The organism is Streptomyces sp. FIT100, from assembly GCF_024584805.1.
Classification (GTDB): Bacteria; Actinomycetota; Actinomycetes; order Streptomycetales; family Streptomycetaceae; genus Streptomyces.
Map to the genome: position 1 here is coordinate 2422683 of NZ_CP075715.1, position 22541 is coordinate 2445223.

The following is a 22541-nucleotide window of genomic DNA, read 5'->3' on the forward strand; positions in this document are numbered from 1 at the left end:
GATCGCCGCCCGGAGGACGATATGCGCACCACTGCCCGCCCGCTGATAGGCCCCGCACTGGCGGCCGCCGTCTGCACCGGCATGGTCGCCGTCGTCACCCCGGCGGTCCACGCGGCGGAGTTCGAGCCGCTGGAGATCACACCCGCGGTCGCGGCCCCCGGCACGAAGGTGACCGTCACCACGGCCGCCTGCGGCAGGGACGGCCATGGCACCGGCGATGCGCGGTCGCTCGGTGCGGGCGGTTTCACGGCCGCTCCCGGCACGGGCGCAGGCTCGCGCAAGGAGGTCGTGGCCGGCCGGTTCACCGTGCCGGAGGACGCCGAACCGGGCAACTACGGCATCGGCGTGCTGTGCGACAACGGCAAGGAGGCCACCGGGGATCTGGTCGTCCAGTCCCTCGGGGGTCGCGGCAGAACCGGGCAGCTCGGCCAGCAGCCGAGCGGCCATGTGAAGACGGGCGTCGGCGGCAGCGTCGGGCCCGACACCACCCAGATCGCGGTGGGCGCGGCCGTTCTGGCCGCGACCGCTGCCGGCGGGACCTGGCTCCTGCGCCGTCGGGCGAGCGGCGCGCAGGGGAGTTGACGGAGAGCGGCGTCGGGACGGCCGGCGGGCGTGAGTCCCTGTGCGGGCCGGACCGTCCCTCGGCCACTCGGCCTCCACCGTCCTCGTACCGCCGTCCCCGCCCCCGTCATGCGTCCGGCTGACGGGGGCGGGGAGCCATGTCCAGAGGAGTTCCGAGCACGGAGGGCTTCTGATGCAGGGCGAGGGCGCCGACCGGACCGTCGGGCGCAAGGGCGCTGACCGGACCGTCGGGCGCAAAGGCGTCGGCTGGCTGCTGGCCGGCGCCGTCTGCCTCGGCAGCTGGCTGGTCCAGAACGGCTCCCGCGACATCACCCCACCCGTGCCGTCCGCCGCGGAGGCGTTCGCCGCCGGCGGGCACACCGACGCCGCCGCGGACCCGCTGCCGCCGTCCGCGCCCGTCCGTGTCCGCGTCCCCCGGATCCGCGTGGACGCCCCGGTGACGGGTCTCGGTCTGGACGCCGACGGAAGTCTCGACGTACCGCCGGAGAAGTACCGCAACCTGGCCGGCTGGTACGAGGACGGCACCACGCCGGGTGCGCGCGGCACGGCGATCGTGGCCGGGCACGTCGACAACGGACGGGGCCCGGCGGTCTTCTACCACCTGGGGACGCTGAGGAAGGGCCACCGGGTCGAGGTGCTCCGCGAGGACGGCCGCACGGCGGTGTTCACGGTCGACGCGGTGGAGGTGTACGAGAAGGAGGACTTCCCGGACGGGAAGGTGTACGGAGCCGCGGACCGGGCCGAGCTGCGGGTGATCACCTGCGGCGGCGGCTTCGACAGCCGGTCGGGCTACCGGGGGAACGTGGTGGTGTACGCGCACCTCATCGGCGTGCGCGAGGACGGCGGCTAGCACCAGGGGGTGCCCTGGGCCAGGCCTCCCGGCCGACCAGCAGGGGCGCGGCCTCTGCGGACGTGAGGGCCGGACCGCTGGACACTCAAGGCCTGTCGGCCAGGTGGTACTCGATCATCCCGTCTCGGATCCCGAACCGCGTGAATCCCGCCTTGGTCAGTACCCGGCCCGAGGCAGGGTTGCCGGGATGGTGCTTGCCTCCGAGGGATTCGAGGCCAGCGGTGGTGAAGGCGAAGGCGACGAGCTGCCGGACGGCGCTCGTCGCATAGCCCCGGCCCCAGCAGTCTTCGCGTAGGACGTAGCCCAGCCGTCCGTGCCCGCCGGGACGGCGGCCCAGTTTGACGACGCCAACCAGGTCCCCGCCGACGTCCACGCCGAGGATGTATTGCTCGATCGGGTCGGCGGCGGGCCACTCCTGCACCCGCACCATGTACTCCTCGGCCTCCGGACCGGTCATTTCCGGGCGTCCGAGGAACGTCACGGCGGCCCCGCTGTAGACGCGGCGAATCGCCGGGGCGTCCGAGGATGTGAGCGGTCGGAGGGCGGTCACGATGCTCCGAGGAGAGCGGCCAGGTCCGCTGAGGACGGCCGGTTCTCCGGGGAGGCGGCCAGGCACGCGCGGATGACTTCCTCGAAATGAGGGAAGGGCCATGGGCGGACGTCGTCGAGAGGGAGCGTCGTGGCCTTTGCGATGGCCTTGAGCTTGTCCTCGCGCGGGGTGCCGTCCTCATAGGAGACCGGCCGGTGTCCGGTCCAGCACCAGAACAGCGTCGCGCCCAGTCCCCAGACGTCTGCCGGCGGCTCTGCCTGGATATGAGTGTCCGGGGTGGTGGTGAGGATGGCGTCTGCGATCTCGGGGGCGGTGGTGTGGGTGAGCGCGCCCCGGTAAGGGAGGCGCGGCCCGTCGTTGGGACCGCAGGCGAGGGCGTAGTCGATGACCGCAGCGCAGCCGTTGTTCGTGATCAGAGTGTTGGTGGGCTGGACATCGGCATGGGCCCACCCAGCGGCATGCATCCGGGCGAGACACTCAGCCCACGTCCCGGCGACACCCAGGAGCCAGGGGCGTACGGAGGGGCGGTCACCCTCGGGTCCGCGTGCCAGAGCGAACGCTCGCCACATCGGAGCGCCGTCGACCCAGCGAACCGCGAGCCACCGGCCGCCGTCCCACGAACCGGCGTCGACCCGGTAGCCGGGGTTGAGCGCGCCCGCCTCGGTGAGGCGGACGAGGTAGTCGTCCTCCTGGGCCATCTCGGCGGCCTTGTCACGTGAGGTCGCGTCGTCGGGGTTGTTCGCCTTCAACGCGACCGCACTCTTGGGGCCTTGGATCTTCCATGCCCGCGAGCCCCGTCGGTCGCTCAGGAGCCGGGTCGTGAAGGGCTCGCCGACGTGATCCTTGAGGAGGCCGATAGCTTCACCGGGGGGAGGAAACGCTTCGCCCATGTGCGGATCTCCGTCCAGTCGTAGGGGATGGACTCGAAGACGTCGCGGCCATCGTCGTCGGCCACGGCGAGCGCGGCGGCCAGGTCGGGGGTTGCGCGGAGGAACTTCGGGTCGCGTCGGCGGATCGCGGCTCTCACGGGGAGGAACGAGACCGGGGCGGCCGGGATGCGTTCGCCGGCCCGCGTGTTCTCCTCCTTGCCCGCATGGAACTTGCCGAACATGATCCCCACGGGCCCGTACAGATGCTTGAGGGCCCAGTGCGGCCACCCCAGCAGGTCGCGGTGCCGGGTACAGGAGACCTCGCCCAGAATGACGATGTTCTCGCATCGAAGGAACCCGTGCGGCCGGTGGATCAGCGGCCGCAGCCACTCGGCGGCCTGTACGCCGGCATGGAAGATCTCCGCCTCCACAGCGTCCGCGCCGCCGGCGGTGCGATAGACGGTCCAGGTGGTCAGCCTCTGCTCGGCGGAGGGGGAAAGGTAGGGGCAGTGGTCCGTCATCTGCTGTACGTACCTTGCGATGTCGATGGACCGCGGCCTGGTGGTACTGGCCTCGACGAGGCGGAGCGCCCCAGCGGTCGGCCGGGACGCTCCGTCGATGCGTGTGACGGTCACCGGCTGCCCGGTGCGACGTCGTCGCCGTCCCCAGTGGTGGGGCCGCAGTCCCACTCGGCTACGACCTTGCCGGTCTCCTTGTAGCGGGCGAGCGCGGCCTCGTCGAGGTCGCCCTTCTCGTCGGTGAACCAGATCTCCGACAGCGGCCCGTACGCTTGCTCATACGCGGTCACCCAGCCGATCGGGCCGGTTCCGTTCATCTCGCGGTGCCCCAGGACAGCCCCGGCGTGCTCGGTGCTGAACGCTGCGTACTCGGGGGTGGCGAGCACTTGGTGCCACTCGGCGTCCACGGCCCGCGAGAACATTTCGGCCGGACCCCCGCCGCTCTTGAACCGCTGCCCGGCGATGGCCAGGAAGCGGCCGAGCTCACGGAGTTTGATCGCGGTGGTGTTCATGGTGCTCCTCTCAACGGTCTTTCGAGTGCTGCTTGGTGATGCATCCGCCCGCGGTCGGTCATTACGCGTGCGGGACGGAAATCCGTGGGTCCGTCAGGCCTGCAACGACGGCCAGCGCGACCACGGCCGTGGCGACGGCGACGTACGCCAGGACAGCGAGCTGCCGGCGCCATCCGGGCCAGAGGCGTAACCGGGTCGTCACCGCACGAGCTGGATATTGTCGGCCGCGGCCGTCCACTCGACGCCGCTCTCGGGCCGGATGTGCGCGATCCGGACCGTGCCGTGGCTGTGGCGCTCGTGCGTGACGGCGACGAGCACACCCTCCCCGCGTGAGGCGATGTCGCGGACGTTCGTGTTCAGGAGCGGGTGCTGCTCGTAGCCGTCGGGCCCGACCGGGTTCACGTCTCCCTCTCCTGCCGGGCCTCGACGCGGCGCATGAACTTCTCCCAGCCGTCGGCCGCCCGTATCCGCAGAGCCCGGCTCGGAGCACCCGGCTGGGGCTCCGGCGGCGTGTACGTACGGCCGCTGGCGCCAGGGTTCCTGCGGGGCAGTTCGGAGGTCGTCACGCGGTAACTCCTCTCGGACGGGGCAGCAGCGGGCCGCAGTTCGGACGGGGGACGCGGCGCGGCCCACTGCCTCGGGAAGCCGCCCGGAGGGTCCTTCCACCTCCGAGTGGCGTGTGACCAGTGAACGACGATCCGTTACCGTCTCCCAGAGCGGACTCCGCGCATCGCCCAGGCGCTTTCCGCGCACCGGGTGTTGCGAGTGGGGGCCCTTCGTGAGGGGAGACCAATGGCGTTAAGGCGTAGGCGTTTTGCCGAGCGGCGGTCGGTACAGGGTTACTCTCAGGAGGAATTCGCCGAAGCGCTCACGGTGGCAGCGTCCACCGTGATCCGTTGGGAGGGCGGCCGTGCCACACCACAGCCACACCAACGCCCCAAGATTGCCAGCCTGTTAGGAGTCACTCTCTCCGAGCTGGAAGGGCTTCTCTTCGAACAAAAATCAATCGAAACGACCGTGCCTCCTGACACCCCACCCCTTCTCCACGGTGATGATGAGGATATGAAGCGCCGCGATGTCTTGGGCCTCCTCGCCATCACGGGCGCGCTGGTCACCCTGACCGGTTCGGACGGGGTCCCCCGAGGACACACGGCGACGGCGCTCCTGGAGACAGGGGAGGATCTGCACCGCAGCCTGTGGCAGGTCTTCACCCTCTCGGACTCCAAGCAGACCGCCTTCCAGGCGGTCCGCAAGCAGCTCGACGTCCTGACGAAAGGCCTGGCCGAGGCACGCACCGCAGCGGACCGGGCCCGGCTGTGCACGATGGCGGCCGACCTCTACCAACTCGCCGGCGAACTCTTCTTCGATGCCAACCGGTACACCGACGCCGCTCAGTGCTACACGCTGGCAGCCAACGCTGCCCATGCCGGTGGTGACGACGACCTCTGGGCCTGTGCCATGACCCGCCATGCCTATGTCGAGCTGTACGCACGCCGCGCGCCCGCTGCCCAGCCGCTGCTGGCGGCGGCCTCCCAGATCGCCCGACGGGGCGACAGTGCACTGTCCACCCGCCACTGGGTCGCCGCCGTCCATGCAGAGGCGTACGCGGCTTTGGGCGACATCGACGCCTGCACTCGGGCCCTCGACGAAGCCGAGAAGGTGCACTCCCTCGACGACCACTCCCACAACGGCGGCTGGCTCCGCTTCGACGGCTCTCGCCTCGCCGAGGAACGAGGAGCCTGCTACCTCCAACTCGGCCGTCCCGACCTTGCGGAAGACGCCCTCACCGCAGCCCTTGCCCAGCCTCTGTCGTTGCGTCGCCGTGCCGCTGTGCTGAGCGACCTCGCCGTGGTCGGGGTCCACCGGCGCGACGTCGACCAGGTCGTGCAGTACGCGGAGGCCGCGATCGGCCTGGCCAGCCAGTCGAACTCTGGATTCATCGGCAAGAAGTTGGACGGACTCCGAGGGCGTCTTGCCCCGCTTATGTCCGATGGTCGAGTCTCGAATCTGGATCATCGAATCGCGGCGCTTTCGCGTACCGCATGACGAGAGGGACACGTGCATGAGTGACGGTCGGATTTTCCGCGAGGCGTGGATCGCTGGTGTGACCAAGCACTACCCCGGTGAACCGAAGCCCGGCTACGTCACGCCATGGGACGAGACGCCCGAGTGGGAGCGCGAGGCTGCCGCGGCCGTGTACGGACAGGTGCGCGACTTCATCAAGATCAGCGAAGGGTACGCCACGCGGCTCACCCGCGAGCAGAAGGGCCGCTTCGTCGCGATCTGCTGGACCGCCCAGATGTTCAGGTACTTCAAGGATCCGAAGCCCGGATACGTTGCCGACTGGGTCGATCTCCCCGCCTGGCAGCAGGAGACGGACTCGGACATCTTCGATCGCATCGAGCAGACCGTCTGAACCCCGAGAGCGACGAAGCCCCCTGTCCGGACCGCTCCGGGCGGGGGCATCTCCTTACGTAGCCGTCAAGGTAGCCACGGAAGCACCCTCCCTGCGCGTTGTGCAGGTCATAGCGGTGTTGCGACTCTCTCCGGCGTACTCGGGCGGCTCCGACAACACCGCGAGGCGCCGCACCGGACACTGCGAGCCGGTGAACCTTCCGGTCACGGCACCGGGGGAGGTGCCCCGTCGGCCGCGCCCCTGCCGCCCTACGCCGACCACTGGTCGAACGCAAGCTTCGCGACCAGCGAGAACACAACGACGAGGAGCACGCCGCGGACGAACTCCGCGCCCTTGCGCAGCGCCATCCGTGCCCCGAACATGCCGCCCGCGAGGTTGAAGACGGCCATCAGAGCGGCCAGTTGCCACAGGACGGTGCCCTGGTGGGCGAAGATCGCGAGGGCGCCCGCGTTGGTGCAGACGTTGACGATCTTGGCGGTGGCGGAGGCCGTGACCAGGTCGAGGTGGAGCACCGCGGTGAGCGCGAGAACGAGGAAGGTGCCGGTGCCGGGGCCGAAGAGGCCGTCGTAGAAGCCGATCCCGCCGCCGACGAGCACGATCGCGGCGATGACGCGGGTGCGGGTGGCGGTGCGGCGGCCGTCCTGGGCGGCGCCGAAGGAGGGGCGCAGCATCACGAACGCGGCGACGCCCAGCAGCACCACCATGATCACGGGGCGGAGCACCTCGCTGCTGATGCCGGCGGCGAAGAACGCGCCGGCCATGGAACCCGCGAGGGCGGTGAGCCCGATCCGCACGGCCGTCCCCACCTGGACGGGGGCCTTGCGGACGTACGTCACGGCCGCGCCCGACGTGCCGACGATGGCGACCGCCTTGTTGGTGCCGAGGATGTGGGCGGCGGGTACGTGCGGCATCCCGAGGAGCAGCGCCGGCAGGAGGAGCAGCCCGCCGCCTCCCACCACCGCGTCGATCCAGCCGGCCGCGGCCGCGGCGAGGCAGAGAAGAACGAGCGTGGTCAGCGATATGTCGGGCATGGCCGCGACCCTACGAATCAGATGCGTGTGCCGTCCATCATTCTCGGGAGAGTTGAGCTACGTCTGAGGTTCCACCGGTGGGTATCCGGTCAGGGGCGGGCGGCGCGGCCGGCACGCCCGCCACGGCGAGCACGGTGGCGGTGAGCGCGCTGGCGCCGGCAAGGGTGAGGGCGAGGCCGCGTCGGGCGGCTTCGCCGGTGAGGCGGGTGGGGCGGGCGGGTCTGCGGTGGCGTGCCATGCGGCGCGGGCTCCTCGGACGACAGGGAGGACAGGAGGGGCGGGAGGGGCGGGGAAGGCGGGAAGACGGGGAGGCGGAGAGGCGGGGAGGCGGAGAGGCGGGGAACGGAACGCAGCGGCCGGAAGCGGATGGGAGCAGCTCGGCAGGCCCCCGGGGGGTAACGGCGGGGCGTCAGGCGAAGGTGAAGCATTCGGTGTGGATCCGCGCCTCCGGCACCCCCGCGCGCTGCAGCGCCGCGGTCGCGGCGGCCGTCATGCCGGGCGGCCCGCACAGGTACACGTCGTGGTCGGCGAGGTCGGGCACCAGGTCGCGCAGCGCCTGTGGGGACAGCGGATCGTAGGCCGCGTCCGACGGGCCGAGGAGATAGTGCAGCGCGGCGCCGCGGGCCCGGGCGATCTCCTCCAGTTCGGAGCGCAGCACGAGCTGGGCGGCGTTTCCGGCGCGGTAGAGGAGGGTGAGCTCGCCGGGGCCGCCGGGCAGGGTTTCGAAGAGGGAGCGCATCGGGGTGATCCCGACGCCGCCGGCGAGCAGCAGGACCCTGCGCCGGGTGCGGCGGTGCGCGGTGAGCGCCCCGAAGGGCCCCGTGGCGATGACCCGGGTGCCCGGGCGGAGCCGGCGCATCCGCCGGGTGTGGTCTCCGACGGTCTTGACGGTGATGCGCAGGGTGTCGTCGCGGACGGGCGCGGACAGCGAGAACGGCAGGGCCGTGTGCCACAGCCTGCGCCGCAGGAACCGCCAGCGGAAGAACTGGCCCGCCTCGGCGCCGAGTTCACCCAGGCCGGTGCCCTTGATGACCACGGAGATGACGTCGGGCGACTCCCTGTGGACCTCGGCGACGCGCAGCCCGTGCCGCAGCGCCTGCCGTACGGGGACGACGGCCCGGTACCAGAGCAGCAGCACGGCCACGCTCGTGTGGAGCAGCGCCCACACCCACACGGCGAGGGCACTGCCCGCGATGTCGGGCCCGGCCAGCTGGTGGGCGAAGGCGAGGGCCGCGGCGAGATAGGTGAGCAGGTGCACCGCCCGCCAGGTCTCATGACGTATCCGGCGGCGTACGGCGCGGGCGGACACGGCGCCGACCGCGATCAGCAGGGCGGTGCCGGCGGTGGCGGCGGCGATGGCGCCGTAGCCGAGGAGACCCGCGCCGGCGGAGAGCAGGTCGGTGCCCGTGTGGGCGGCGTATCCGCACAGGGCGAGCAAGGCGTGCCCGAGGCACAGGCAGAGGACGTGCCGCCCGCCGCGGGCGTGCCACCGGGCGAGCCGGTCGGCGCCGACGCCGTGCTCGATCGCGGGCACCCGGGCCATCAGCAGCAGCATGACGAGGACGCCGTATCCGGCGAGGAGCCCGGTGATGTGCGCGGCGGTGGCGAAGAGCGCGTCCAGCCGGGCCGAGGGCTCGACCTGCACGGCCCACAGCAGGACGACCGCGGCGGCGCCGGCCGCGAGGGCGTCCCTGAGGGCACGGGGCGAGATCTGCGGGGGCGGCGGCGCGGTGGCAGGGGTGCGCCCGGTGGGCGCAGCGGGGGCGGGGGTGCGCATGGTGGGGGTGCGCGGTGCGGTGGCCTCGATCGTCACGGCCCCAACCTAGGGCCGCGGCGGGAGGAAAAGGGGCTGGTCAGCGGCGTACGGGAGATCCTTAAGGCGCCCTTGAGGAAGCGCTGACCACGGATTAAGCCAGTGGCTGGAACGCCGGAGCGCGGACTGCCCTCACAGGCGGGGCGGGGGCGTGCTGAGGGCAGTGTTCCGCGGGGGAAACGACCGGGATGCCGCCGGGTAACAGCGGCGCCGCAGGCTGTGTCCATGGGTTCGGATTCGAGGATCGTCGTGATCGGCGCCGGGATGGCGGGGGCGCGGCTGGCGCGCGGGCTCGCGCCGGTGTGCGAGGTCACGCTGCTCGGCGAGGAGCCGTACGCCCCGTACAACAGGGTGCTGCTCGCCGAGGTCCTGGCCGGGCGGTACGGGCCCGAGGTCATCGCCCTTCCGCCGCTGCCGGCCGGCCGGGGCGCGGTGCGGCGCGGGGTGCGGGCGGTGCGGATCGACCGGGCGGCGCGGACGGTGCACTGCGCGGACGGTACGGCGGTGGGCTACGACCGGCTGGTCCTGGCGACGGGCTCGAACCCGGTGCTGCCCCCGCTGCGCGGGGTGAAGGTGGCGGGCGGGCGGCTCCCGGACGGGGTCCACCCCTTCCGCACCCTCGACGACTGCCTGGCGCTCGCGGCCACGGCGCGCGCCGGCACCCGTGCCGTCGTGATCGGCGGCGGCCTGCTCGGCGTCTCGGCGGCCCGCGCACTGGCGGAGCGCGGCGCGGACGTGGTCCTGGTGCACCAGGGCGCCGCCCTGATGGACCGCCACCTCGACCCGGCGGCGGGCGCGCTGGTCCGGCGCCACCTGGAGGATCTCGGCGTGGAGGTCCACACGGAGTGCCGCGCCCGGGGCCTGCGCCACGACGGCACCACGGGCGCGGTCTCGGGCGTCGAACTCGCCGACGGCTTCGTCCTCGACGCGGACTGCGTGGTCCTCGCCTGCGGGGTGCGCCCCCGCACGGGCCTGGCGACGGCCGCGGGCCTTGAGGTCCACCAGGGCATCGTGGTCGACGACGAGCTGCGCACGTCGGACCCCCGCATCCACGCCATCGGCGACTGCGCGGAACACGCGGGCACGGTCTACGGCGTGGCCACGGCAGCCCTGGAACAGGCGGACGCGCTGACGGCGATCCTGACGGCGCACTCGACGACTCACTCGATGGCAGGGCTCCCTCGGGAGCCCCTGCCGGAGGCCGCGGCCGGGCACCGGACGACGGCGGAGCCCACGACGACGGACTACGCCGCACCCGGCCGGCCCTCCGGCCACCGGACGACCGGCGGCGCGCGTTCCCCCTCCGCCGGACGACCCACGACGGCCTCTGGCACGGGCGGTTCGCCCGGCCGACCTTCCGAGCCCCGGACGGCGACGGACGGCACACGCTCCGCGCCGGTCCCGCCCCGCACGCCTCCCGGCGCCGCACCCGCCCGGCCCGTCCGGCGCCCGACGGCGGCCACACCCACCGCCCCCTCGGTACCGGACCACTCCGAAGTCCCCCTGCCCGCACGGAAGTCCGGGCCCCCGGCCGGGACCGGGACCGGCGAGGCGGCGCCCCTACCGGCACCCGGACAACCGACCGTCCCCCCTCTGGCCTCCGGCACCCAGGCCGAACCCGAGCCCGGGACCCCGCCCGGGGCCGACACCGAGACCGGGACCGAGCCCGCGACCGGGACCGCGGCCGGGACCCCGCCCGGGGCCGAGCCCGGGACCGCAGCCGAGACCGCGGCCGGGGCCGGTGAGGCGGCGCCCGTGGCCGGGACCCAGCCCAGGACCCCGCCCGAGGCCGACGCTGAGGCCGGGACCGAGCCCGCGACCCAGCCCAAGGCCAAGCCCGAGACCGAACCCGAGACCGAACCCGGGACCGCAGCCGAGACCGCGGCCGGGGCCGGTGAGGCGGCGCCTGTGGCCGGGGCCGAGCCCGCGGCCGGGGTCGGGGTCGGGGTCGGGGGCCCGGCGGGTCCCCGGTACACCGGCACGCGTGCGCTCACCCGCCTCACACTCTCCGGCAGCGGCAGCTTCGACATCGCCGCGTTCGGGGAGCCCACCCCGCTACCCGGGGACGACGTCGTGCAGCTCGCCGACGCGACCCGGGGCGCGTACCGGAAGGTCGTCGTCCGTGGCGACCGGCTCGTGGGGGGTGTGCTCCTCGGGGATCTCGACGCCGTCGGCACGCTCGCCCGCGCCTGGGAGGGCGACGAGCCGGTTCCCGCCGCCCCCCTGCTCCATCTGCTCACCACCAACGGAGGCTCGTGACATGCCCACCCCCACGGACACCCCGGCGATCACCCCCACGGTCACCCCCACGATCGTGCTCGTCGGCCACGGGATGGTCGGCCAGCGCTTCCTGGAGGCCCTCGCGGAGCGGGGTGTCACCGGCCGCGCCCGGGTCGTCGTACTGAGCGAGGAGCCGCGCCCGGCGTACGACCGGGTGCAGCTCACCTCGTACTTCTCGGGCCGCACCCCCGACGAGCTCTCCCTCGTCGAGGACGGCTTCATGGCCCGGCACGGCATCGAGCTGCATCTCGACGACCCGGCCGAGCGCGTCGACCGCGCCGCCCGCACGGTCACCTCGCGCGCGGGGCGGACCTTCACGTACGACACGCTCGTGCTCGCCACCGGCTCGTACCCCTTCGTGCCACCGGTCCCGGGCCGGGACGCCGACGGCTGCTTCGTGTACCGCACGATCGAGGACCTCCTCGCGATCGAGGAGTACGCGAAGACCGCCCGCACCGGCGCCGTCGTCGGCGGGGGTCTGCTCGGTCTGGAGGCGGCGGGCGCCCTCAAGGGGCTCGGACTTGACACCCACATCGTGGAGTTCGCGCCACGGCTGATGCCGGTCCAGGTCGACGAGGGCGGCGGCGCGGCGCTGCTGCGCACGATCGAGTCCATGGGTCTGACCGTGCACACGGGCGTCGGCACCCAGGAGATCGTCACCACCGGCTCCGCCGTCACCGGGATGAACCTGTCCGACGGCTCCACCCTCGCCACCGACCTGGTCGTCTTCTCGGCCGGCGTCCGCCCCCGGGACCGGCTCGCCCGCGACATGGGCCTCGCGGTGGGCGAACGCGGCGGCGTCGTCATCGACGAGCGGTGCCGCACGTCGGACCCGGACGTGTACGCGATCGGCGAGTGCGCGCTCGCGTCGGACGGCCGGGTGTACGGACTCGTCGCGCCCGGCTACGAGATGGCGAGGACCGTCGCGGACCTCCTCGCCGACGAGCACGCCGAAGCCTCCTTCACCGGAGCCGACCTGTCGACGAAGCTGAAACTGCTCGGCGTGGACGTGGCGTCCTTCGGCGACGCGCACGGCGCGGCCGACGGCTGCCTCGACGTCGTCTACTCCGACTCCCGCTCGGGTGTCTACAAGAAGCTGGTCGTCGGCCGGGACGGCACCCTCCTCGGCGGCGTCCTGGTCGGCGAGGCCGATGCGTACGGCATGCTCCGCCCGCTGACCGGCTCCGTCCCGCCCGTCCCGCCGGAGCAGCTGGTGCTGCCCGCCGGCGTCGGCGCGCCCGCCGCGCTCGGCCCCTCGGCGCTCCCCGGCGACGCCGTCATCTGCTCCTGCCACAACGTCACCAAGGGCGAGATCTGCGAGCACACCTCCCTCCCCGAGGTGAAGAAGTGCACCAAGGCCGGTACGGGCTGCGGCAGTTGCGTCAAGCTGATCGGCCAGCTGCTGCCGCAGTCCGGGGACGCGGGCCTGTGCGGCTGCTTTCCGTACACGCGCAGTGAGCTGTACGAGATCGTCCGCACCCTGCGGCCGGCCTCGTACGCGAAGCTGCTCGACTCGCACGGCCGCGAGGACGCGCGCGGCGGCGACGGCTGCGAGGTCTGCAAGCCGGCGGTCGCGTCGATCCTGGCCTCCCTCGGCGGCGGCTACATCCTGGACGGCGAGCAGGCGGCGCTCCAGGACACCAACGACCACTTCCTCGCCAACCTCCAGCGCAACGGCTCGTACTCGATCGTGCCGCGCATCCCGGGCGGCGAGATCACACCGGACAAGCTGATCGTGATCGGGGAGGTGGCCCGCGACTTCGGCCTCTACACGAAGATCACGGGCGGCCAGCGGATCGACATGTTCGGAGCGCGCGTGGAGCAGCTCCCGGCGATCTGGACGCGGCTGGTCGACGCGGGTTTCGAGTCGGGGCACGCGTACGGCAAGGCGCTGCGCACGGTCAAGTCGTGCGTGGGGCAGACCTGGTGCCGCTACGGGGTGCAGGACAGCGTCCGCATGGCGATCGACCTGGAGCTGCGCTACCGGGGTCTGCGGGCGCCGCACAAGCTGAAGTCGGCGGTATCGGGCTGTGCGCGCGAGTGCGCCGAGGCCCAGTCGAAGGACTTCGGCGTGATCGCGACGGCCGGCGGCTGGAACCTGTACGTCGGCGGCAACGGCGGCGCCACACCGCGCCACGCGGACCTGCTCGCCCAGGACCTGTCGGACGCCGAACTGGTGCGGCTCATCGACCGGTTCCTCATGTTCTACATCCGCACCGCGGACCGGCTGGAGCGCACCTCGGTCTGGCTGGAGCGCCTGGAGGGCGGGCTCGACCATCTGCGGGACGTGGTCGTGCACGACTCGCTCGGGCTGTGCGGCGAGCTGGAGGCGCTGATGGCCGGGCATGTGGCGGGCTACCGCGACGAGTGGGCCGCGACGCTGGACGATCCGGACCGGCTGCGCCGCTTCGTGTCGTTCGTCAACGCACCGGACGCGCCGGACCCGTCGGTGAAGTTCGTCCCCGAGCGGGACCAGATCAAGCCGGACCTGACCGTCCTGACCCTGGAAGGGACCCTCCCCCAATGACGATGCAGACGATCCAACTGGAGCTGGACGGCGCCTGGTTCACCGTCTGCGAGACCTCCCGGCTGACCCCGGGCCGCGGCATGGCGGCCCTGCTGCCCGACGGCCGCCAGGCCGCCGTCTTCCTGGACCGCGCGGGGCGGCCGTACGCGATCGACAACCGCGATCCGTTCACCGGCGCCCAGGTCCTCTCCCGGGGCCTGCTCGGCTCCGCCGACGGCCGGGCGTTCGTCGCGTCGCCGCTGCTGAAGCAGCGGTTCGACCTGGAGACGGGCCGGTGCCTGGACGACGCGTCGGTGGCGGTGGGCGTGTACGCGGTCCGCCGCACGGTGCCGGTCCCCGCGTAAATCCCGCGCGGCGGGGCCGCGGCCGCCGGTAGCGTCGGCGGGCATGACGCCTCCCTCCCGCACACGCCCTCCGTTCGTGTCCGACGAGCGGACGCAGCTCGTCGGCTGGTTCGACATGCAGCGTGCGATCGTCCACTACAAGTGCGAAGGGCTGTCCGATGCGGACGCGCACCGGTCCGTGCTGCCGGGGTCGCCGCTGATGACGATGGCGGGGATCGTCTCCCATCTGCGCTGGACCGAGCAGTGCTGGTTCGAGGTGCTCTTCCTCGGCAGGCCCGCGGACGGCCCGCAGTTCGCCGGCCGGCGGGGCGACGGGCCGGAGGACCTCGACATGATGGTCGAGGGCGTTCCGCTCGCGCGGCTGCTGGAGGAGTACGAGCGGCAGTGCGCGGTGTCGGACGAGATCATCGCGGCGCACTCGCTGGACGAGGCGGGCCGGCATCCGGACTTCACGTCGGCCGCGGCCTCGCTGCGCTGGATGGTGCTCCACATGGTCGAGGAGACCGCCCGTCACGCGGGGCACATGGACACGATCCGCGAACTGCTCGACGGCGAGAAGGGCTACTACTGACCGGCGGCCGGCCGTCCGGCCGCCGGAGCCGACCCTGACCGCACGCCCGACGGTACGCAGGCGTACGGTCGGGCGTACGCCTGCGTAACGCCTGCGTACGCCGACGTGCCCGGCCGCCGACGAGCACCCGTGGCGTGTGACCCCGTGGCCCCGTGACCCGTGAGTACCGGAGGAGCACCGCATGGCGACGACGTCCCCGAAGAGGACCGGCTGGACCACGCGCGACATCCCCGACCAGAGCGGACGCACCGCCGTGGTCACCGGGGCGAACAGCGGGATCGGCCTCGTCACCGCCCGCGAGCTGGCCCGCCGCGGCGCGCGCGTCGTCCTCGCCTGCCGCAGCGAGGCCCGCGGCAAGGAGGCCGAGGAGCTCGTCCGGCAGCAGGTCCCCGGCGCGGACGCGGAGTTCCGGCCGCTGGACCTCGCCGACCTCGCCTCCGTGCGGCGGTTCGCGGAGTCGTACGAATCCGCGACGCTGGACCTGCTCATCAACAACGCCGGTGTGATGGCGCTGCCGTACGGGAAGACCGCCGACGGCTTCGAGACCCAGTTCGGGGTCAACCACCTGGGGCACTTCGCCCTCACCGGACTGCTGCTGGCGAAGCTCCTGAACACGCCCGGCGCGCGTGTCGTGACCGTGTCCAGCGGGATGCACGCGATCGCCGACATCGACATGGGCGACCTCAACAGCGAGCGCCGCTACCGCCGTTGGGTGGCCTACGGGCGCTCCAAGACGGCGAACCTGCTGTTCGTGCACGAGCTGGCGCGGCGCCTGGGGGCCGCGGGCTCGGACGTCGTCTCGGCCGCCGCGCACCCCGGGTACGCGGCGACCAACCTCCAGGGCGCGAGTGCGCGGATGGAGGGCCGCCGCACGGCCGAGCGGCTCGCCGAGCTCGGCAACCGGCTCATCGCCCAGCCGGCCGAGACGGGTGCGCTGCCGACGCTGTACGCGGCGACCGCGCCGGACGTACGGCCCGACTCGTTCACCGGGCCGAGGATCCAGGGCCTGCGGGGCGCGCCCGCCCCCTCCTGGCGGGCCGGGCGGACGCGGGACGACGCGACCGCCGAGCGGCTGTGGACGGCGTCCGAGCAGCTCACCGGGGTGGTGTACGAAGCGCTCCGGCGGTGACCCGCCCGGCCGCGTGGCCCTACTGGGCCTCGATGACCTTCGGGTCCATCCAGACGATCTCCCAGGTGTGGCCGTCGGGGTCCTGGAAGGACCGGCCGTACATGAAGCCGTGGTCCTGGGTCTCCAGCGCCGGCGACCCGCCGGCCGCGAGCGCCGCGTCGACCAGCTCGTCGACCTTCTCGCGGCTCTCGGCGCTGAGGCCGAGGAGCACCTCGTTGGCCGTGACCGGGTCGGCGATGTCTCTCTTCGTGAACTCCTTGAAGCGGGGCTCGGTGAGGAGCATCGCGACGATGGTGTCGCTGATGACCAGAGAGGCGGTGCGGTCGTCGCTGAACTGTTCGTTGAAGGAGTAGCCGAGGGTCTTCCAGAACGCCTTGGTGGTGTCGAGGTCCTTCACCGGCAGGTTCACAAAGATCATCTGGGACATCGCGGTTCTCTTCTCTCGTGTCGTCGGGTGCCGTGGTGCCGGCTTCATGGGGTAGACGATGGCACCGCGCCGAACTCATCGCCCGCCCGGCAGCTTTTTCCCGCTGCTCTCGGACCGGCTTCCCGCCGCCACCGGACCGGCTTCCGGCTGCTCTCGGACCGGCTTCCCGCCGCCACCGGACCGGCTTCCGGCTGCTCTCGGACCGGCCTCCCGCCGCCACCGGACCGGCTTCCGGCTGCTCTCGGACCGGCCTCCCGCCGCCACCGGACCGGCTTCCGGCTGCTCTCGGACCGGCCTCCCGCCGCCACCGGACCGGCTTCCGGCTGCTCTCGGACCGGCCTCCGGCTGATCTTCGCCCCTGCTTCCGGCTGCTCTCGGTCCGGCGGATGTCTCCGCTTCACCGCCTGTTGATGCCATGTCAATTCCGTACTTCTAGGGTCCGTTGGCGCGCGACCCCGTCCGCCGCCCGGCGCCGCGGGGCAGTCACGACCACCCCCTGGAGTGAGTGACAGTGGAACGACGCAGCTTCCTGCGCGGAGCCGTCATCGGTACGTCCGCCGCCGCGTTCGGCGGCACGCTGTGGCAGGGCGCCGCCACCGCGGCGCCCGCCCAGCCCGGCACCGGTCCCTACGGGGCGCTCGCCGCCGCCGATGCGAACGGCATCCTGCTGCCCGCCGGGTTCACCAGCCGGGTGATCGCCCGGTCCGGGCAGGCGGTGCCCGGCACCTCGTACACCTGGCACAGCGCGCCCGACGGCGGCGCCTGTTTCACCGACGGCAGCGGCTGGATCTACGTCTCCAACTCGGAGATCAACCCGTCCGGCGGCGCGAGCGCGGTCAAGTTCTCCTCGACGGGCGCGGTCACCGGCGCGTACCGGATCCTCTCGGGCACCCGCACCAACTGCGCGGGCGGCAAGACCCCGTGGAACACCTGGCTCTCCTGCGAGGAGGTCAGCCTCGGCTACGTCTACGAGACCGACCCGTGGGGCGTGAACGCGGCGGTCCGCCGGGACGCCATGGGCCGCTTCAAGCACGAGGCCGCGGCCGCCGACCCGGTGCGCAAGGTCGTCTACCTCACCGAGGACGAGACCAACGGCTGCCTCTACCGCTTCATCCCCACCACCTGGGGCAACCTGTCCGCCGGCACCCTCCAGGTGCTGGTCGCCGGGACCGCCACCTCCGGCTCCTTCAGCTGGGCGAACGTCCCCGACCCGGACGGCTCGCCGACCGTGACCCGCAGCCAGGTGTCCGGGGCGAAGACCTTCAACGGCGGCGAGGGCTGCCACTACGCCAACGACACGGTCTGGTTCACCACCAAGGGCGACAACCGCCTCTGGCAGCTCAACCTGGCGTCGAGCACGTACGAGCTGGCGTACGACGACTCGCTGGTGACCGGCGGCTCGGCCCCGCTCACCGGCGTCGACAACGTCACCGGCTCCTCCTCCGGCGACCTGTTCGTCGCCGAGGACGGCGGCAACATGGAGATCTGCGTCATCACCCCGGACGACGTCATCGCGCCGTTCCTGCGGATCAGCGGCCAGTCCGGGTCCGAGATCACCGGACCGGCCTTCTCGCCGGACGGGAAGCGGCTGTACTTCTCCAGCCAGCGCGGCACGAGCGGCGGTTCGTCCGGCGGCATCACCTACGAGGTGACGGGACCGTTCCGCGCATAAGCGCCACGGGCTCACGATCCCGGTCCCGCTGGGCGCCGCCCCTGAGCAGGGCGGTGCCCAGCGGGGTCATCGTGTGCAGCACCGCGTTGCCGTTGCGCAGCGTGACCACCAGTCCGGCCTCCCGCAGCACGCACGCGTGCTGACTGGCGGAGGCCAGCGAGACCCCGGCCCTGCGGGCCAGTTCGCTCGTCGTACAGCCGTTGCCGATGGACAGCAGGACGGCCGAGCGGGTGTGGCCGACCAGCCGGCCGAGCCGGACCCGCTCCCGCTCGGTGTCGGCGGCAGACCGGCCGCACGCGTGCGTGACGGGATAGACCAGCACGGGCGGCAGCTCGGGGTCCCGCCGGACCACGGCCGTGCCGCGGCAGAAGTACGACGGCTGGAGCAGCAGCCCGCGCCCCTGAAGCCGCACGTCCCGGTCGGCGGGGTAGTCCGCTTCCAGGACGGGTGCGCACCAGCGCAGCATCGGCGGCAGCGAGGCCAGCAGTTCGCCCGCGCCGCCGTCGAGCAGCGCCCGCCCGCGGGCGGCCCGGTCGGCCTCCACGGCGGCCTGGATCTGCGGCCAGTACGGCTCCACGGCGGCCCGGTGGTAGCCGCGCAGCGCCCCGACGAGCCGGCTCATGGACTCGGCGGCGCCGTCCTCCAGCCCGGCGAGCCGGGCGGGCAGGCCGGTGTGCGGGCGGTCCGAGGCGAGCAGGGCGAGCTCCTCGCGCAGCCGCCGCACCGGAGTCGCACGCACCGCTTCGAGGCCCTCGTCGAGGCCGTGCAGCCCCTCGGGCGGGGTGAGGAAGTCGGGGAAATAGCCGCGCGGCGGCACGAGCGCGGCCAGCAGACGTGTTTCACCGTTCAACCGGGCGCGGGTTTCGCTGCGCCATTCCCCGTAGACCGTGGCGCCACGGCGATCCCGCAATCGGTGAAAGCTCAGAATCGTCTCCCACAAAGCGTCCGGCCTTGCCGCCGTCCGTACCTTCGCAAGGTCCTCGCCGGTGAAATGGATTCGCAGCACAGAACCCCCACTGTTGCATCCGCAATCGTCCCAGCCATCGAGTATGCACGCCATCACAGCACGTCACCACGGAGTTTCGGCCACACTTGAAACGCAGTGCGGAGGATGGCAGCGAACCGAAAAGCTGTACGACGTCGGGCACGAAACCTTCGGGTACCGAGGGGCGAGGCAAAGACCGTGGGGGGCTTTCCACGCCCGGCGGCGGTCGGCGGAGGTTGCGGCTCCGTGTCCGACATCGGTAATGGGGCGCGGCCGGCGGGTGGGGATCCGCCGTCCGCGCCCCGCCTGTTCTTTGCTCAACGAATGGCGGAAATCCATCTTCCGGCAATCCGGTTACTGGTCCGTCGTTCAACAGCGGATGCCGAAGAGCGGACCGGCGGCGAACAGCGCGGACGCCAAAGGAAACGAGCGGGACAGGCACCTCCGCACAAGGTGCCCGTCCCGCTCGTCTCTTGGTGAACCGGGGCCGCCGGCCGGTCGGTGAGGGTCGGGGACCACCGACGGCCCCGGAGCCTTGCGCGGGGCGGCCGAAAAGACCGCCCCGCCGCGAGCCCCGTGGATCAGCGGCTGTCGCTCCCGGAGGGCTGCGCCGCCGCGCGGCCCGCCTCCAGTCGCGCCACCGGGATCCGGAAGGGCGAGCAGGACACGTAGTCCAGGCCCACCTCGTGGAAGAAGTGCACCGACTCGGGGTCGCCGCCGTGCTCACCGCAGACGCCGAGCTTCAGGTCCGGGCGGGTGGCCCGGCCGGCCTCGACGGCGTTACGGACGAGCGAGCCGACGCCGTCCTTGTCGATGGTCTCGAACGGGGAGACGCCGAAGATGCCCTTCTCCAGGTACGCCGTGAAGAAGCTGGCCTCCACGTCGTCCCGGCTGAAACCCCACACGGTCTGGGTGAGGTCGTTCGTACCGAAGGAGAAGAACTCGGCGGCCTCGGCGATCTGACCGGCGGTCAGCGCGGCCCGCGGCAGCTCGATCATCGTGCCCAGCGCGAGCTTCAGCTCGACGCCCGTCCTCGCCTCGACCTCGGCGATGACCTCCTCGGCCTCCTCGCGGACGATCTCCAGCTCCTGGACGGTGCCGACGAGCGGGATCATGATCTCGGCGCGCGGGTCGCCCTTGGCGTTCTTGCGCTCGGCCGCGGCCTCCGCGATCGCCCGTACCTGCATGGTGAACAGACCGGGGATGACGAGCCCGAGGCGGACACCGCGCAGACCCAGCATCGGGTTCTGCTCGTGCAGCCGGTGCACGGCCTGCAGCAGGCGCAGGTCGTTCTCGTTGTGGTCCTTGCGGGCCTCGGCGAGCGCGACGCGCACCGACAGCTCGGTGATGTCCGGCAGGAACTCGTGCAGCGGCGGGTCGAGCAGCCGCACGGTCACCGGCAGCCCGTCCATCGCCTCGAAGAGCTCGACGAAGTCCTTCTTCTGCAGCGGAAGCAGGGCCTTCAGCGCCTCCTCCCGCTCCTCGTCGGTGTCGGCGAGGATCAGCTTCTCGACCATCTCGCGCCGCTCGCCGAGGAACATGTGCTCGGTGCGGCACAGGCCGATGCCCTGCGCCCCGAAGCGGCGGGCGCGCAGCGCGTCCTCGGCGTTGTCGGCGTTGGCCCGTACGCGCAGACGGCGCACCCGGTCCGCGTACGCCATGATCCGGTGCACGGCGGCGACCAGCTCGTCGGCGTCGTCGGCGCCCGCGTGCATCCGGCCCTCGAAGTACTCGACGACGGGGGACGGCACGACCGGGACCTCACCGAGGTACACCTTGCCGGTGGAGCCGTCGATCGAGACGACGTCGCCCTCCTCGACCACGGTGCCGTTCACCGTCATCCGGCGCCGCTTGGTGTCGACCTCCAGCTCCTCGGCGCCGCAGACACAGGTCTTGCCCATGCCGCGGGCGACCACGGCCGCGTGGGACGTCTTGCCGCCGCGCGAGGTCAGGATGCCCTCGGCCGCGATCATGCCGTCGAGGTCGTCGGGGTTGGTCTCACGGCGGATCAGAATGACCTTCTCGCCGGAGCGCGACCACTTGACGGCCGTGTACGAGTCGAAGACGGCCTTGCCGACCGCCGCACCGGGCGACGCGGCGATGCCGCGGCCGATCTTCTCGACCTTGGCGTTCTCGTCGAAGCGGGGGAACATCAGCTGCGCGAGCTGCGCACCGGTGACACGCTGGAGCGCCTCGGCCTCGTCGATCAGGCCCTGGTCGACGAGCTGGGTCGCGATCCGGAAGGCGGCGCCGGCGGTGCGCTTGCCGACACGGGTCTGGAGCATCCACAGCTGGCCGCGCTCGATGGTGAACTCGATGTCGCACAGGTCCTTGTAGTGCGTTTCGAGGGTCTCCATGATCTGCATGAGCTGGTCGTACGACTTCTTGTCGATCCGCTCCAGCTCGGCGAGGGCCACGGTGTTGCGGATGCCGGCGACGACGTCCTCGCCCTGCGCGTTCTGCAGGTAGTCACCGTAGACGCCCTGGTGGCCCGAGGCGGGGTCGCGGGTGAAGGCGACGCCGGTGCCGGAGTCGGGGCCGAGGTTGCCGAAGACCATGGAGCAGATGTTGACCGCGGTGCCGAGGTCGCCGGGGATGCGCTCCTGGCGGCGGTAGAGCTTGGCGCGGTCGCCGTTCCAGGAGTCGAAGACGGCGCGGACGGCGAGGTCCATCTGCTCGCGCGGCTCCTGCGGGAAGTCGCGGCCGGTCTCGGTCTTGACCGTCTTCTTGAACGCCTTGACCAGCTTCTTCAGGTCGGCGGCGTCGAGGTCGGTGTCGACGGTGACCTTCTTGGCATGCTTGGCGGCTTCCAGCGCGTCCTCGAAGAGCTCCCCGTCGACGCCGAGGACGGTCTTGCCGAACATCTGGATGAGCCGGCGGTAGGAGTCCCAGGCGAACCGCTCGTCGCCGGCCTGCTTGGCCAGGCCCTCCACGGAGGCGTCGGAGAGGCCGATGTTCAGGACGGTGTCCATCATGCCCGGCATGGAGAACTTGGCGCCGGAGCGTACGGACACGAGCAGCGGGTTGTCGGCCTGGCCGAGCTTCTTGCCCATGCGCTGCTCCAGCGCGTCGAGGTGCGCACTCACCTCGTCACGCAGTGCCGCGGGCTCCTCGCCGCTGCCGAGGTAGACCTTGCACGCCTCGGTGGTGATGGTGAAGCCCGGGGGGACGGGCAGACCGAGGTTGGTCATCTCGGCGAGGTTCGCGCCCTTGCCACCGAGGAGGTCCTTGAGGTCCCTGTTGCCCTCGGTGAAGTCGTAGACGAACTTCTGATCTTTGTTTTCCGACACGGGTCTCGACTCCTCGAGGACTCGGTGGCTGCCCTGACGGCGAGGAACATACCCAGATCGAAGGCGCCTGGGTACGTCTACTCGTCCGTCATTCGGTCGTAACCACCCGTCCGCCAGCAGATCGCAGGTTACCGATGCGTTAAGGCGCCCATCCGGACACCTTCACCACTCGAAC

General features: G+C 72.1%; 21 protein-coding genes and 3 pseudogenes. 12 read left to right on the forward strand and 12 right to left on the reverse strand.

The window, feature by feature from the left end:
- Nucleotides 1–21 precede the first annotated feature (21 nt).
- Together KK483_RS10525 and KK483_RS10530 are read left to right on the forward strand one after the other, a co-directional pair.
- Nucleotides 22–582: a hypothetical protein gene (locus KK483_RS10525; protein ID WP_262004961.1), complete on the forward strand. Its 561-nt coding sequence runs from the start codon at nt 22–24 to the stop codon at nt 580–582.
- Between the two features lie 172 nt (nt 583–754).
- Nucleotides 755–1432 (forward strand): class F sortase, encoded by a 678-nt coding sequence (locus KK483_RS10530; RefSeq protein WP_262004962.1) that lies wholly within the window; start codon nt 755–757, stop codon nt 1430–1432.
- A gap of 85 nt (nt 1433–1517) precedes the next feature.
- Here the strand turns inward: KK483_RS10530 and KK483_RS10535 are convergent, their stop codons facing one another.
- The 6 genes from KK483_RS10535 to KK483_RS10560 all read right to left on the reverse strand — a co-directional run bounded on the left by KK483_RS10535 (nt 1518) and on the right by KK483_RS10560 (nt 4447).
- The gene (locus KK483_RS10535; RefSeq protein WP_262004963.1) at nt 1518–1982 is read right to left on the reverse strand and encodes a GNAT family N-acetyltransferase; all 465 of its coding nucleotides are present in this window, start codon (nt 1980–1982) and stop codon (nt 1518–1520) included.
- Entirely contained in the window at nt 1979–2731 is a 753-nt protein-coding gene (locus tag KK483_RS10540) for a protein kinase domain-containing protein (RefSeq protein WP_313878696.1), read from the reverse strand. The genes KK483_RS10535 and KK483_RS10540 overlap by 4 nt, the downstream gene beginning before the upstream one ends.
- 56 nt (nt 2732–2787) lie before the next feature.
- Nucleotides 2788–3486, reverse strand: a complete 699-nt coding sequence (locus tag KK483_RS10545) for a DUF6875 domain-containing protein (RefSeq protein ID WP_262004965.1) — start codon at nt 3484–3486, stop codon at nt 2788–2790.
- On the reverse strand, nt 3483–3881 hold the full coding sequence (locus KK483_RS10550) for a hypothetical protein (protein WP_262004966.1): 399 nt from the start codon (nt 3879–3881) through the stop codon (nt 3483–3485). Before KK483_RS10550 ends, KK483_RS10545 begins: the two co-directional genes overlap by 4 nt.
- Nucleotides 3882–4079: 198 nt before the next feature.
- A complete protein-coding gene (locus KK483_RS10555) occupies nt 4080–4283 on the reverse strand; it encodes a hypothetical protein (protein ID WP_262004967.1) in 204 nt (67 codons plus the stop codon).
- Nucleotides 4280–4447, reverse strand: coding sequence for a hypothetical protein (locus KK483_RS10560; RefSeq protein ID WP_262004968.1), 168 nt, complete (start codon nt 4445–4447; stop codon nt 4280–4282). Before KK483_RS10560 ends, KK483_RS10555 begins: the two co-directional genes overlap by 4 nt.
- Before the next feature lie 226 nt (nt 4448–4673).
- Between KK483_RS10560 and KK483_RS35305 the strand changes: the two are divergent.
- From KK483_RS35305 to KK483_RS10570, 3 genes and pseudogenes are all read left to right on the forward strand, one after another.
- Nucleotides 4674–4850, forward strand: a pseudogene (locus tag KK483_RS35305) (multiprotein-bridging factor 1 family protein); the annotation flags it as partial.
- A 93-nt stretch (nt 4851–4943) separates the two neighbouring features.
- The gene (locus KK483_RS10565) at nt 4944–5927 is read left to right on the forward strand and encodes a transcriptional regulator (RefSeq protein ID WP_313879510.1); all 984 of its coding nucleotides are present in this window, start codon (nt 4944–4946) and stop codon (nt 5925–5927) included.
- Between the two features lie 16 nt (nt 5928–5943).
- Nucleotides 5944–6297, forward strand: coding sequence for a hypothetical protein (locus KK483_RS10570; protein WP_262004970.1), 354 nt, complete (start codon nt 5944–5946; stop codon nt 6295–6297).
- A 248-nt stretch (nt 6298–6545) separates the two neighbouring features.
- On the opposite strand, the gene KK483_RS10575 is transcribed toward KK483_RS10570, so the two are convergent.
- From KK483_RS10575 to KK483_RS10585, 3 genes are all read right to left on the reverse strand, one after another.
- On the reverse strand, nt 6546–7328 hold the full coding sequence (locus KK483_RS10575; protein WP_262004971.1) for a TSUP family transporter: 783 nt from the start codon (nt 7326–7328) through the stop codon (nt 6546–6548).
- Between the two features lie 37 nt (nt 7329–7365).
- Complete coding sequence (locus KK483_RS10580) at nt 7366–7566, reverse strand: hypothetical protein (RefSeq protein WP_262004972.1); 201 nt, start codon at nt 7564–7566, stop codon at nt 7366–7368.
- A gap of 171 nt (nt 7567–7737) precedes the next feature.
- Nucleotides 7738–9105 carry a ferric reductase-like transmembrane domain-containing protein gene (locus KK483_RS10585; protein WP_399016017.1) on the reverse strand — a complete coding sequence of 456 codons (1368 nt, stop codon included), beginning with the start codon at nt 9103–9105 and terminating at the stop codon, nt 7738–7740.
- A 261-nt stretch (nt 9106–9366) separates the two neighbouring features.
- On the opposite strand from KK483_RS10585, the pseudogene KK483_RS10590 reads away from it, so the two are divergent.
- From KK483_RS10590 to KK483_RS10615, 6 genes and pseudogenes are all read left to right on the forward strand, one after another.
- Nucleotides 9367–10290 (forward strand): annotated as a pseudogene (locus KK483_RS10590) (NAD(P)/FAD-dependent oxidoreductase); the annotation flags it as partial.
- An 801-nt stretch (nt 10291–11091) separates the two neighbouring features.
- A pseudogene (locus KK483_RS10595) lies at nt 11092–11400 on the forward strand (NAD(P)/FAD-dependent oxidoreductase); the annotation flags it as partial.
- 1 nt (nt 11401) lies between these two features.
- Nucleotides 11402–13948, forward strand: a complete 2547-nt coding sequence (gene nirB / locus KK483_RS10600; RefSeq protein WP_262004974.1) for a nitrite reductase large subunit NirB — start codon at nt 11402–11404, stop codon at nt 13946–13948.
- Complete coding sequence (nirD, locus tag KK483_RS10605; RefSeq protein ID WP_262004975.1) at nt 13945–14292, forward strand: nitrite reductase small subunit NirD; 348 nt, start codon at nt 13945–13947, stop codon at nt 14290–14292. Before nirB ends, nirD begins: the two co-directional genes overlap by 4 nt.
- Nucleotides 14293–14335: 43 nt before the next feature.
- A complete protein-coding gene (locus KK483_RS10610) occupies nt 14336–14863 on the forward strand; it encodes a DinB family protein (protein WP_262004976.1) in 528 nt (175 codons plus the stop codon).
- A gap of 181 nt (nt 14864–15044) precedes the next feature.
- Complete coding sequence (locus KK483_RS10615; RefSeq protein WP_262004977.1) at nt 15045–15992, forward strand: oxidoreductase; 948 nt, start codon at nt 15045–15047, stop codon at nt 15990–15992.
- A gap of 19 nt (nt 15993–16011) precedes the next feature.
- Here the strand turns inward: KK483_RS10615 and KK483_RS10620 are convergent, their stop codons facing one another.
- A complete protein-coding gene (locus KK483_RS10620) occupies nt 16012–16419 on the reverse strand; it encodes a VOC family protein (RefSeq protein ID WP_262004978.1) in 408 nt (135 codons plus the stop codon).
- A gap of 511 nt (nt 16420–16930) precedes the next feature.
- Here KK483_RS10620 and KK483_RS10625 point away from each other — a divergent pair.
- A complete protein-coding gene (locus KK483_RS10625) occupies nt 16931–18091 on the forward strand; it encodes a PhoX family protein (protein WP_262004979.1) in 1161 nt (386 codons plus the stop codon).
- Here the strand turns inward: KK483_RS10625 and KK483_RS10630 are convergent.
- Entirely contained in the window at nt 18057–19097 is a 1041-nt protein-coding gene (locus KK483_RS10630) for a winged helix-turn-helix domain-containing protein (RefSeq protein WP_262004980.1), read from the reverse strand. The two genes, KK483_RS10625 and KK483_RS10630, sit on opposite strands and share 35 nt — an antisense overlap.
- 560 nt (nt 19098–19657) lie before the next feature.
- The gene (gene ppdK, locus KK483_RS10635) at nt 19658–22366 is read right to left on the reverse strand and encodes a pyruvate, phosphate dikinase (RefSeq protein WP_262004981.1); all 2709 of its coding nucleotides are present in this window, start codon (nt 22364–22366) and stop codon (nt 19658–19660) included.
- Nucleotides 22367–22541: the final 175 nt, after the last annotated feature.